Here is a 12,032-nt window from a genome sequence, read left to right on the forward strand (position 1 = left end):
CGAATCAGCCAGCGGCGCCGTGACCGGTTCTGCCGCCGCACGCCACACCGCCCGCCGGTTCGGGACCGGCGGGCGGTGCGGTGAAAGGCGGAAAGCGGCTCAGCGGCCGTTGAACGCGTCCTTCAGCCGGGAGAAGAGCCCTTGCTGACCTGGCTGAAACTGGCCGAGGGGCCGCTCCTCGCCGCGCAGCTTGGACAGCTCCCGCAGCAGCCGCTCCTGTTCCGCGTCGAGCTTGGACGGGGTCATCACCTCGACGTGCACGATCAGGTCGCCCCGGCCGCCGCCGCGCAGATGTGTGATGCCGCGCCCGTGCAGGGGCACGGACTGGCCGGACTGGGTGCCGGGCCTGATGTCGATGTCCTCCAGGCCGTCCAGGGTCTCCAGCGGACACTTGGTGCCGAGGGCGGCGGCCGTCATGGGGACGGTGACCGTGCAGTGCAGATCGTCGCCGCGCCGCTGGAACACGGCGTGCGGCAGCTCGTGGATCTCCACGTACAGATCGCCGGGCGGGCCGCCGCCGGGGCCGACCTCGCCCTCGCCGGCCAGTTGGATACGGGTGCCGTTGTCGACGCCCGCGGGGATCTTCACGGTCAGGGTGCGCCGCGAGCGGATGCGGCCGTCGCCGGCGCACTCCGGGCACGGGGTGGGCACGACCGTGCCGAACCCCTGGCACTGCGGGCAGGGCCGCGAGGTCATGACCTGGCCCAGGAAGGACCGGGTGACCTGCGAGACCTCGCCGCGACCGCGACACATGTCACAGGTCTGGGCGGAGGTGCCGGGGGCCGCGCCCTCGCCGCTGCACGTGTTGCAGACGACGGCCGTGTCGACCTGGATGTCCTTGGTGGTGCCGAAGGCCGCCTCGTTGAGGTCGATCTCCAGCCGGATCATGGCGTCCTGGCCCCTGCGGGTCCGCGAACGGGGTCCGCGCTGCGCGGCGTTGCCGAAGAACGCGTCCATGATGTCGGAGAAGTTGCCGAAGCCGCCGGCTCCGAAACCTCCCGCGCCGCCACCGCCGCCGCCACCGGCGGAGAGCGGGTCGCCGCCGAGGTCGTAGACCTGCTTCTTCTGCGGGTCCGAGAGCACCTCGTAAGCGGCGTTGATCTCCTTGAACCGCTCCTGGGTCTTCGGGTCCGGGTTGACATCCGGGTGCAGCTCGCGTGCGAGCCGACGGAATGCCTTCTTGATCTCGTCCTGAGATGCGTCGCGGCGCACGCCGAGTACGGCGTAGTAGTCCGTGGCCACTTACGACTCCGCCAGGATCTGTCCGACGTAACGTGCCACTGCGCGTACCGCTCCCATCGTTCCGGGGTAGTCCATGCGGGTCGGTCCGACCACGCCGAGTTTGGCGACTGCCTCGTCGCCCGAACCGTAGCCGACCGCGACGACGGACGTGGAGTTGAGCCCCTCGTGGGCGTTCTCGTGCCCGATCCGTACGGTCATGCCGGAGTCCGTGGCCTCACCGAGCAGCTTCAGCAGGACGACCTGTTCCTCCAGTGCTTCCAGCACCGGCCGGATCATCACCGGGAAGTCGTGTCCGAAGCGGGTGAGGTTGGAGGTGCCGCCGATCATCAGCCGCTCCTCCGTCTCCTCGACCAGTGTTTCGAGGAGGGTGGAAAGGACCGTGGAAACCGTCCCGCGGTCCTCGCTGTCGAAGGATTCCGGCAGCTCCTGCACCAGTTGCGGGACATCCGAGAAGCGGCGTCCGACGACCCGGCTGTTGAGCCGGGCCCGCAGATCCGCCAGCGATGTCTCGCCGAACGGCGCAGGACAGTCGATCATACGCTGTTCGACCCGGCCGGTGTCCGTGATCAGGACGAGCATCAGCCGGGCGGGGGCGAGCGCCAGCAGTTCCACGTGCCGCACCGTCGAGCGGGTCAGCGAGGGGTACTGCACGACGGCGACCTGGCGGGTCAGCTGCGCGAGCAGCCGCACCGTCCGGCCGACCACGTCGTCGAGGTCGACCGCGCCGTCGAGGAAGTTCTGGATGGCCCGCCGCTCGGGCGAGGACAGCGGCTTGACGCCCGCGAGTCTGTCGACGAAGAGGCGGTACCCCTTGTCGGTCGGGATGCGTCCCGCGCTCGTGTGCGGCTGGGCGATGAAGCCCTCGTCCTCCAGCACCGCCATGTCGTTGCGGACGGTGGCCGGTGAGACCCCCAGCCGGTGCCGCTCGGTCAGCGCCTTGGAGCCGACGGGCTCCTCGGTGCCGACGTAGTCCTGGACGATGGCGCGCAGCACTTCGAGTCTGCGTTCGCTCAGCATCGCGCACACCTCCAGCTGTGTCTCTCGGTGTCTGTCTGGCACTCGGTGCGTTCGAGTGCCAACAATCCCCGCGGTCAGTGTACGGGGGTGGGGTGGGGCCGGGGCAAGGGCGACCGGCCCGCTCCCGCGAGACCGCGCAGGTCGTTGCCGCTAGCGTCGTGGTATGGACGTCGCTTGGGAAGACTTCGGCTGGGAGCGGTTGGGCAACGGTATCGGCAGGCGGCGCCTCCCCGGCTGGGACGCCACCGCCGCGCTGGTCGCCGGGGAGGACTGCGCGTTGCTGTACGACACCGGCGCCACGCTGCGCGAGGGCGTCGAGCTGCGACGGCAGGCCGAGGCGCTGCTCGGGCGGAGAGTGACGCATATCGCACTGAGCCACCCGCACTTCGATCATGTGCTGGGCACCGCCGCGTTCGCCGGGGCCCAGGTGTACGGGGCGGTGGGCGTCGCGGCCCTGTTGCGCGGCGGGGCGGAGGGCCTGCGCGCCTCGGCGGTGCGCCACGGGGTGCCGGAGGGCGAGGCGGCCCGGTCGGTGGACACGCTGGTGGTCCCGCACCACGAGGTGTGCGGCGACTGGACGCTCGACCTGGGCGGCGGCCGTCAGGTGCTGCTGGCGAACGTGGGCCCCGGGCACAGCGGCCATGACCTCGCGGCGCTGGTGCCGGGCACGGCCGGGGAGCCTCCGGTGGTGTTCTGCGGTGATCTGGTCGAGGAGTCGGGCGAGCCGCAGGCGGGCCGGGACGCGATCGCCTCGCGCTGGCCGGCCGCGCTGGGGAGGCTGCTGGCGCTGGGCGGCGAGGACGCGCTGTACGTGCCGGGGCACGGGGCGGTGGTGGACGCGGCGTTCGTGCGGGCGCAGCGGGCGTGGCTGGCGGAGCGGTTCGAGGTGGACCTCGACGAGGGGTGAGCCCCGATGAGGACCCTGCATCACATAGGAACGTTCCGAGGTGCTCGGGTCTCACCGCCACACCGGAACGTTCCGGCGTGGTCCAGGGCCGTTACCGGGTGTCCCGCCGGTCACGGCCGGGTCTCCGGCGCCCGTCGGCGGTTCGGGCGAATATCGTCGTGCCATGCGCAGCTACCAGCCGGACCTGACCCCGCCGTGGAAGCGGTCCGCCCCCGTGCCCGAGGTGCCCGCCGAGCCCGATCTGGTCGTGGAGGAGGTCTCCACCGGCTTCTGCGGGGCGGTGATCCGCTGCGAGAAGACGGCCCAGGGGCCGACGGTGACCCTGGAGGACCGCTTCGGCAAGCACCGGGTGTTCCCGATGGAGCCGCGCGGCTTCCTGCTGGAGGGCAGGGTCGTCACGCTGGTGCGCCCGGGCCCCGGCGGGCCGGTGCGTCCCACCCGTACGGCCTCCGGTTCGGTGGCGGTGCCCGGGGCGCGGGCCCGGGTGGCGCGGGCCGGGCGGATCTACGTGGAGGGCCGGCACGACGCGGAGCTGGTGGAGCGGGTGTGGGGCGACGACCTGCGCATCGAGGGCGTGGTCGTGGAGTACCTGGAGGGGGTGGACGACCTGCCGGCGATCGTCGGGGAGTTCGCGCCGGGGCCGGACGCCCGGCTGGGGGTGCTGGTGGACCATCTGGTGCCCGGCTCCAAGGAGTCCCGGATCGCCGAGCGGGTGACCGGGGACCACGTGCTGGTGGTGGGGCACCCGTACATCGACGTGTGGGAGGCGGTGAAACCGTCCTCGGTGGGGATCGACGCCTGGCCGGTGGTGCCGAGGGGGCAGGACTGGAAGACGGGCGTGTGCCGGGCGCTGGGGTGGCCCCCGAACACCGGGGCGGCCTGGCAGCACATCCTGTCCAAGGTCCGCAGCTACAAGGACCTTGAGCCCCAACTGCTGGGCCGGGTGGAGGAATTGATCGACTTCGTCACTCTTCCGGACTGATGTCCGGGGCTTGGTTCCGGCCTGTTGCAGGACTGTCGAAGAGTATCTCGTACCGATCCCTATGAATGCCTGCGTCCCACACGCACCATCGGTTATTGAGGGGAGAAACAGGCAGGCGGTTCACGGGCCGAAGGGCTCACGGGGGAAGGACGGGAACCGATGGCGCGCGAGGTCTGGCGGGACAGTGCGGACAACGAGGCGGCCTCGGCCGTCTTCCACCTGATACAGCAGCTGATCGACCGGTACCGGGTCAACCGGCCGGTGATGCCGCTCGTGGTGGTCCAGGCGGCGGACGCCGGGGCCGGGCCGGAGATCGACGCGCGGGTGGAGCAGCTCGTGCACCAGGTGCACCGGGCCAACGAGTTGCGCCGGGTGCCGGTGCGGCTGCTGGACGGCGAGGGGGCGACCCCGTACGAGGCGGCGCTCGCCATGGTGCGCACGCTCTCCGAGAAGCCGTGGGAGACCCGTGAGAACACCCAGTACAAGACGTTCGCCTTTCCCCGCTCCCGGCTGCTCGGGGCGATCGAGCAGGCCACCGCGACGGTGGTCGAGCAGTCCGACGGGAACACCTCCGAGGTGCGCGAGGAACGGATCCTGGAGCAGCTGAGCCGGCTGCGCTGGCGGTCCGGCCGGCCGCGCGGGGGCACCCGGTGGGCCTCGCTGCGGCGGTCGGTGCGGCCCGAGACGTTCGTCGGCGCGCTCTTCATCGCCCTGCTCAGCGTGTTGCTCGGGGAGATCGACTGGCTGCTGACGGCCCTGGTGGCGGCCGTCGCGCTGATCGGGCTCGCCGTGGTCGGCCTGGCGAGCCGGGCCGCGCCGCCGCTGCTGTGGCTGCGCCGGGCCAGCCGGTGGTTCGCCACCACCTCGTCCCTGGCCGCCTCCAGCACCGGCTATCCGTCGGACGGCTGGTCGTGGCTGTCGCCGAGCGGTTCGTGGCGGGTGATCCGGGCGCGGGCGGCGGCGGTCGCGGAGCGGGTGGCGGACGCGGGGGCGGGCGACGAGTACGCGCGCCAGTTCCATCTGGAGCTGCGGGTGCAGGCGCTGCTGGAGGATCTGCGGCACAACTACCGCCCGCACTCCCTGGACTGGCGGCGCAGCAAGCGCACGGTCCCGCCGGTGGTGTTCCTGCCCCGGGCGACCCAGGACAACGGCGGCATCCTGCTGATCAACGCGATCAACAGCGTACGGTCGCGGCGCAGCGAGGTGGATCCGCTGCTGCTGCTCGCCTCGCTCCAGGCCCCCGAGATCATGCGGCACACGCCGCCGCTGCCCCCGGAGCGGCCGGGGCCCGGTGCGCCGTCCGGTTCGTCCGGGGCGCGGGCCCGCTACGAGCGCTGGGTCGACGATCTGAGTCTGGGCCAGTCGCCGGGGGCGGCGGCGACCCTGGCGTGGGTGCTGCTGCTGCCGCTGTCCACCGAGAAGCTGACCCACGAGCACGCGCACGCGCAGCTCGTCACCCACCGGGTGCGGCGGACCTGGGCGTGGTGGGTGATGTCGCGGGCGAGCATCGCCGTGCTCGTCGTGGGAAGTCTGCTGGGGGCGTTCCTGTGGGCCGGGCACTGGCGCGACACGTACTGCCACGGGCCGCTGACCGACCGGAACACGGACGCGATCTGGGCCGGGAAGGGGGACGACCGGGAGTGCGTGGGGGTGGCGACCGCCCCCGAGGTGCGCTTCGCGCGGGGCAACGACCTGGATCTGAACGGGGCCGGGGAGGGCATCACCTTCGAGCGGATCGAGCAGGCGATCCGGGACGAGAACGACGACATCGAACCGGACGACACGTACGTGACGGTCGTGTACGCCGGTCCGCTCACCGCCACGGGGAAGGACCGGGAGGAGACCCGCAAGGGCCTGGAGGAGCTGACCGGCGTCTATCTCCAGCAGCGGGAGGTGAACAAGACCGTGCGCCGGTCGGTGAAGCTGCGGGTGCTGACCGCGAACGGCGGCGAGGACATGCTGCGGCAGCTCACCGCCGTGCGGAAGATCATCGAGGTGGCCCGGCGGGATCCGACGGTGGTCGGGGTGGTCGGTCTCGGCCGCAACACCGACGAGAGCGACGACGCGGTGAAGCTGCTGCGCGAGGCCGGGCTGCCGGTGGTGAACACCACGAACTCCAGCAGCGACCTGCCCCGCGAGTTCCCCAACTACTTCGGCCTCGCGGCGACGGACGAGGAGCAGACGCACGCGCTGGGGCTGGTCGCCCGGCAGATCGCGAAGGACCTCGACCGTCCGCACGCGCTCGTGCTGTCGCGCGAGGACCGCAACGGGGACCTGGACCGGTACACCGCCGAGCAGCGGGACGCGGGCCGGCAGATGCTGCACGACGCGGGCTTCGATCTGGGCAAGGACGTGCCGTACGACCTGCCGGGCGGGGCGAGCCTGAACGCCCCGCTGACGACCATCTGCCGGGCCGAGCGGGTCCCCGACGCGCTGTACTTCGCGGGGCGGGTCGAGGACGTACCGACGCTGATGCGGGGCCTGTCGGTGACCACCGGGTGCTCGGACCGTCGGATGACGGTGTTCACCGGGGACGATCTGACGAAGGGGACGTTCGCCGCCAGCACGTCCATCGCGGCCAACGTCACGCTCTACCACAGCTCGCTCGCTCCGCTGGACCGGGGAAAGAACCTCGGTTTCTACGGGGACGCGTACCGCACGCTGCGGGCGCTGCACCCCGAGGGGGAGGTCACCGCGCTGGCGTCGGGGGGTCCGGCGTACGAGGACGGCCTGTTCGCCAGCGGGCAGACCGTCATCTCCTACAGCGCGACGGCCGCCCTGTACGACGCGGCGGCCCGCGGCGACCAGCGCCGGAGCGCGGCGGAGACCTGGGCGACCCTGCACACGGTGGACCTCAACAACATGCCGACGGGGACGATCTCGTTCAGCCGGACGCGGTCCTCGGTCTCCGACAACGTGCACGGCCTCAACATCGTCAAGGTGGTCCGTCCCAGGCCGAACGCCGATCGGACCGTGGTCTGCGGCAAGCCTGCCGGGGTCGCGCCCCCGCTGACGGTCAAGGACTGCCGGCCGTGAGGTGCCCCGGCCGGTTCAGTCGACGAGGTCGCGGACGACGGCGTCGGCCAGGAGCCGCCCGCGCAGGGTGAGGACCGCGCGGCCCTCCCCGTACGGCTCCGGGTCCAGCAGCCCCTCGGTCAGGGCGCGACGGGAGGCGGCGAGGCCGTCGGGCTTCAGGAGGGAGAGCGGGCAGCCCTCGCGCAGCCGGAGCTCCAGCAGGATGCGCTCGACCCGGCGGTCCTCCTGGCCGAGGATCTCGCGGCCCGCGCCGGGTGAGCGGCCCTCGGAGAGCGCCTGGGCGTACGCGCCGGGGTGCTTCACGTTCCACCAGCGGACCCCGCCGACGTGGCTGTGGGCCCCGGGGCCCGCGCCCCACCAGTCGGCGCCGCGCCAGTACAGCTCGTTGTGCAGACAGCGGCCCGCCTCGGTGGTGGCCCAGTTGGAGACCTCGTACCAGTCGAAGCCGGCGGCGGCGAACGCCTCGTCCGCGATGAGGTAGCGGTCGGCGTGCGCGTCGTCGTCGGTCATCGGGATCTCGCCGCGCCGGATGCGGCGGGCGAGCTGGGTGCCCTCCTCGACGATCAGGGCGTACGCGGAGACGTGGTCGGGTCCCGCGCCGATCGCGGCGTCCAGGGTGGCCCGCCAGTCGTCGTCGGACTCGCCGGGGGTGCCGTAGATCAGGTCGAGGTTGACGTGGTCGAAGCCCGCCGCCCGGGCCTCGGCGACACAGGCCTCGGGGCGGCCGGGGGTGTGCGTGCGGTCCAGGATCTTCAGGACGTGCTGCTTGGCGCTCTGCATGCCGAAGGAGACCCGGTTGAAGCCGCCCTCGCGGAGCGCGGCGAGGTAGGCCGGGTCGACGGACTCCGGATTGGCCTCGGTGGTGATCTCCGCGTCGTCCGCGAGCCCGAACTCCTCCCTGATCGCCGCCAGCATCCGCACGAGATCGGCGGCGGGCAGCAGGGTGGGCGTGCCGCCGCCGACGAAGACCGTGCGCACCGGGCGGGGGTCGTCGCCGAGGACCTTGCGGGCCTGGCGGACCTCCTCGATCAGGTGGGCGGCGTAGTTGTCGCGGGAGGCCAGTGCCCCGCCGGAGCCGCGCAGCTCGGTGGCGGTGTAGGTGTTGAAGTCGCAGTAGCCGCAGCGGGTGGCGCAGTAGGGGACGTGCAGGTAGAAGCCGAGCGGGCGGTCGGCTGCGCCTTCCAGGGCGTGGCGGGGCAGCGCCCCGTCGTCGGGCACGGGCTCACCATCGGGCAGTACGGAAGGCATACCGACCATTGTCGCTCGCCGCGGGAGTTCCCCGGACCGGGTGGCTTCCCGCCCGCCGGCCCGTCCGGTCCGTGCGGGTCAGTGCGCGTGCAGGACCAGCAGGGCCACGTCGTCGTCGGGGGGCTGCTCGGCGAACTCGTGGACGGCCCGCCGGATGCGCTCGGCCGTCACCTCGGCGGGCAGTCCGGCGCACCCGGCCAGCACCCGGGCCAGCCCGTCCCCGTCGTCGAACATCAGCGGGCCCGACCGGCGCTCGGTCACCCCGTCCGTGACGCAGAGCAGGGTGTCCCCGGGCGCGAGGTCGAAGCCCTGGCTCTCGTACGCCACGTCCTCGACGACCCCGAGCAGCACCTGGGGCTCGGCGGCCGGGCGTACGGAGCCGTCGGGGCGCAGCAGCAGCGGCAGGGGGTGCCCGGCGCTGGCCACCGTGCAGCGGACCCCGCCGTCGGGGAGCGGCACGACCTCCCCGTACAGCAGGGAGAGGAACCGTGACTGGGTGCCGTCGTGGAGCTGCTGGCCCCCGGCGGCGGCGACCATCAGGGCGGCGGCCTCGGCGGCCTCCATGGCGTCGTCGAGGAGCAGCCGGTTCAGCCGGTCCAGGACCTCCCCGACGCCGAAGCCCTCGCGGGAGAGCAGCCGCAGCCAGGGGCGGGCGAGGCCGGTGACGACGGCGGCCTCGGGGCCGCTGCCCTGGACGTCGCCGAGGACGAAGCACCAGCGGTCGCCGGGGCACGCGAAGATGTCGTAGAAGTCTCCGCCGACCACCCCGTCGTCGCTCGGTTCGTAGACGAGGGCGCTGGTGACGCCGGGGATCTCGGCGACCTTGCTGGGGAGCAGGCCGCGCTGGAGGATCCGGCTGATGGTGGCCTGGCGGGTGTAGGCGCGGGCCGCGCCGACGGCGAGGCCGAGGCGGCGGACGAAGTCCTCGATCAGCGACGCCACCGCCTCCGGCACCCGGGCGACGCCCTCGCGGCCGACGAGGACGGTGCCGAGCACCCGGCCGCCCGCGGTGATCCGGAACGCGAGCGCGGCCCCGTCGCGGCCGCCGGGGTGCGGGGGCGGCGCGGGAGCGGCCTGCCGGTCCCGCGGGTCCTCTCCGTCCTCCTCCCGGACCTCCGCGTCCCCCTCCCGGACCTCCTCAGCTGGGTGGGCGGGCCAGGGCACGGGGACGGATACGGATACGGGGCCGGATCCGACGTCGGCCGGGAGACGGAGGGGCTCCCGCTCCAGGGCGGCGCGCAGGGGCTCGGTGCCGGTCTCGTCGCTGTGCCAGACCCGTGCGAGCCGGGGTTCGGCGGCCGGTCCCCCGCCCTCGGCCTCCAGCCAGATCGCGCACCAGTCCGCCAGCCGGGGCACCAGGAGCTGACCGGCTATGGCGGCCACCAGGTCCTCGTCGAGCTGCCCGGCGAGCAGGTCGGAGGCCTCGGCGAGGAAGGCCGGAGCGCCCCGGCTGTCCCAGACCGCGTCGTCGCGCTCGGTACGCCTGGCCGCGGGGGCGAGGATCTCGGCGGCGCGCAGGCCGCGCCTGAGGGCCTCCCCGTCGGGCGGGGCGGGCGGGGCGCTCCAGTCGTCGACGGGGAGGCGGGCCCAGACGGTCTTGAGGCCGGTGCGGTAGGTGATGCCCCAGGAGTCGGCGAGGGTGGCGACGAGCTGGAGGCCACGGCCGTACTCCGCGGGATCGGGCAGCTCCCCGGGGCTCACCCCGGCCGGTCCGGGTCCCGCGCCGGGCTCGTCGCCGCTCACCGGGCGGGCCGGGTGGTGGTCGGTGACCTCCAGGACGAGGGCGGCGGAGGGCTCATCGCCGCCCTCCTCCTCCAGCCTGAGCACCAGGTCGACGGTGGTCCCGGCATGCACCACGGCGTTGGTGACCAGCTCGTTGGTGACAGTCACGGCGTCGTCGGCCAGCCGGTCGCTGAAGCCCACAGCCGCGGGCACCCCGATCCCGGTCCACTCCGCGAGCGCGGCCCGCACGAACCGACGGGCGGCGGACGGGGCGAGCGGTATGCCGGGCAGGCTGGTGCGGCTGGCCAGGCGCGGGCCGTGCGCGAGCCCGGCACGGGTGGTGCCGGGACGCTGCACGGTGTCCCGCTGCAAGGGAATGGGCGCCACGGTGCGGCTCCTACGGTCCGACGACACCGACAGAGTGACAGACCGGCCGCATCCATAAGCACCGAGTTACCGAAGTGGGCAGAAAATCGAGCGGATTCGAACGCAACGCTTCGGAAACGCGTCACCGCGCGGGCCGGAGCCGGATCGAGGGCGGAGCGGACCTCCGCCGACCGGATTCACGACGCTTCGGCAGCGGTGTCGCCGGAGGACGGAGCCGGCCTCCTTCTGCGGTACACCACCACTCCGCCCACCGCGAGCAGGAGCACCGCCACGGCAGACACCCCGAGGGCCGTCCGCTCGGCGAAGAGCCTTCCCAGGACCTCCAGCACGCCGAGCCCCGCGGTCGCGTAGATCAGCGCCCAGGCCGCGCCGCCCACGAACAGAGCGGGAAGGTAGCGCGGCAACGGCATGCGCATGCTGCCCGCGAGGAAGTTGACGGCGGTCTGGAACCCGACCGTCAGGAAGGAGACGGCGACCACCGGCGCGCCCCACCGCTGAATGGCGCGCTCGGCGCGCCGGAACTTCGCCGAAGAGGTCAGCCCCGCGAACCTGCCGCGCCGGGCGCCGGCTCCCGCGAGCCACCCGACAGCGAACGTCCCTCCGGCGCGGAGGAGGACGATGACGTACAGGGCTCCGGCCGCGAGCGCGATCCTCTCCACACTGCCCCCACCTCGCGCGCGGGCCCGAAGCCCGCGTTCTCCGTCACCCGCGTGTGCGGTCCCGCCCCACCGGGCGCACGACGCGCGCGTCCGGTCGACGCTCACCCGCGCCCCGCCCGAGTCCGTTCGGCCCGCCGGGTCTTCCGCCGTGGCGCCGGAACCCGGCCCCACGCGCCTCGAGCCCCACCAAGGAAGGCCAGCCTAACCGAATGCTCGCCCGGCGGACGCGGGGCGGTGGCCCCCGCCCGGACGCGGTGCGGTGGCCACCGCCGGCCGAGGAAGATACTTACCACTCGGTCGGGATTATTCGCCCGCAAGAGTGTACGTTCGTACACTCTGGGGCTGGGGTCCTCCGCATGACCGTCGACATCGAGGCACGCCCTCCCCGCGCCGGGCGGAACGCGCGGACCGCCGTAGCCGTCCTGTTCTTCACCAACGGGGCCGTGTTCGCCAACCTGACCGGCGGCCTGATCACCGCGTTCGGCATGGGACTCGCCCTGGCGGTGCCGACGCCGCCCGGAACCGTCCTGGGCTTCGCCCTGGCCGGATTCGGGGTGGCGACGCTGGTGCCCGCTGCGATGCACGAAGCCGACGCCCTGCCCGGCCTGAAACCGGGAACGGGTCTGACGATCGTCTCCTGGCTCATGCGCCTGGGTTTCCTGCTGTCCCCGCCGGTCGTCGGTTACGTCGCCGACGCGACCAGCCTGCGCGCCGGGCTGCTGGTGATCCCCTGCGCCGGACTGCTGGTGGTGGTGCTCGGCAGGGTCCTGCGGGGCCGGCGCGGCTGAAGCGGGCGCGGGGCCGCGAGGGTCGGCTGGGCTCGGAGCGGACC

At 73.2% G+C, this 12,032-nt stretch carries 8 protein-coding genes and 1 pseudogene; 4 read left to right on the plus strand and 5 right to left on the minus strand.

Annotated features, from left to right (window positions below):
• Positions 1–99 precede the first annotated feature (99 nt).
• Both dnaJ and hrcA read right to left on the minus strand, forming a co-directional pair.
• The gene (dnaJ, locus tag ACH4RG_RS14970; protein ID WP_397916785.1) at positions 100–1,242 is read right to left on the minus strand and encodes a molecular chaperone DnaJ; all 1,143 of its coding nucleotides are present in this window, start codon (positions 1,240–1,242) and stop codon (positions 100–102) included.
• Positions 1,243–2,259 (minus strand): heat-inducible transcriptional repressor HrcA, encoded by a 1,017-nt coding sequence (gene hrcA, locus ACH4RG_RS14975; RefSeq protein ID WP_397916786.1) that lies wholly within the window; start codon positions 2,257–2,259, stop codon positions 1,243–1,245. It lies immediately after the preceding gene.
• 163 nt (positions 2,260–2,422) lie between these two features.
• Between hrcA and ACH4RG_RS14980 the strand changes: the two genes are divergently transcribed.
• The 3 genes from ACH4RG_RS14980 (at position 2,423) to ACH4RG_RS14990 (ending at position 7,184) form a co-directional block, all read left to right on the plus strand.
• On the plus strand, positions 2,423–3,166 hold the full coding sequence (locus ACH4RG_RS14980; RefSeq protein WP_398539640.1) for an MBL fold metallo-hydrolase: 744 nt from the start codon (positions 2,423–2,425) through the stop codon (positions 3,164–3,166).
• 163 nt (positions 3,167–3,329) lie between these two features.
• Positions 3,330–4,148 carry a DUF3097 domain-containing protein gene (locus tag ACH4RG_RS14985; RefSeq protein WP_397916788.1) on the plus strand — a complete coding sequence of 273 codons (819 nt, stop codon included), beginning with the start codon at positions 3,330–3,332 and terminating at the stop codon, positions 4,146–4,148.
• A gap of 159 nt (positions 4,149–4,307) precedes the next feature.
• On the plus strand, positions 4,308–7,184 hold the full coding sequence (locus tag ACH4RG_RS14990) for an ABC transporter substrate-binding protein (RefSeq protein ID WP_397916789.1): 2,877 nt from the start codon (positions 4,308–4,310) through the stop codon (positions 7,182–7,184).
• A gap of 15 nt (positions 7,185–7,199) precedes the next feature.
• Here the strand turns inward: ACH4RG_RS14990 and hemW are convergent, their stop codons facing one another.
• From hemW to ACH4RG_RS15005, 3 genes are all read right to left on the minus strand, one after another.
• Positions 7,200–8,441, minus strand: a complete 1,242-nt coding sequence (gene hemW / locus ACH4RG_RS14995) for a radical SAM family heme chaperone HemW (RefSeq protein ID WP_398160705.1) — start codon at positions 8,439–8,441, stop codon at positions 7,200–7,202.
• A gap of 69 nt (positions 8,442–8,510) precedes the next feature.
• Complete coding sequence (locus ACH4RG_RS15000; protein ID WP_397916791.1) at positions 8,511–10,541, minus strand: SpoIIE family protein phosphatase; 2,031 nt, start codon at positions 10,539–10,541, stop codon at positions 8,511–8,513.
• A 176-nt stretch (positions 10,542–10,717) separates the two neighbouring features.
• Positions 10,718–11,200 (minus strand): DedA family protein, encoded by a 483-nt coding sequence (locus ACH4RG_RS15005; RefSeq protein ID WP_398160701.1) that lies wholly within the window; start codon positions 11,198–11,200, stop codon positions 10,718–10,720.
• Between the two features lie 458 nt (positions 11,201–11,658).
• Here ACH4RG_RS15005 and ACH4RG_RS15010 point away from each other — a divergent pair.
• Positions 11,659–11,988: pseudogene (locus ACH4RG_RS15010) on the plus strand (MFS transporter); the annotation flags it as partial.
• Positions 11,989–12,032 lie beyond the last annotated feature (44 nt).

Source organism: Streptomyces sp. NPDC021019 (assembly GCF_044333295.1).
Classification (GTDB): domain Bacteria; phylum Actinomycetota; class Actinomycetes; order Streptomycetales; family Streptomycetaceae; genus Streptomyces.

Coding starts and splice junctions, on each gene's coding strand:
- hrcA (WP_397916786.1), bottom strand. CDS start 2,259: ATGCTGAGCGAACGCAGACTCGAAGTGCTGCGCGCCATCGTCCAGGAC.
- ACH4RG_RS14980 (WP_398539640.1), top strand. CDS start 2,423: ATGGACGTCGCTTGGGAAGACTTCGGCTGGGAGCGGTTGGGCAACGGT.
- ACH4RG_RS14985 (WP_397916788.1), top strand. CDS start 3,330: ATGCGCAGCTACCAGCCGGACCTGACCCCGCCGTGGAAGCGGTCCGCC.
- ACH4RG_RS14990 (WP_397916789.1), top strand. CDS start 4,308: ATGGCGCGCGAGGTCTGGCGGGACAGTGCGGACAACGAGGCGGCCTCG.
- hemW (WP_398160705.1), bottom strand. CDS start 8,441: ATGGTCGGTATGCCTTCCGTACTGCCCGATGGTGAGCCCGTGCCCGAC.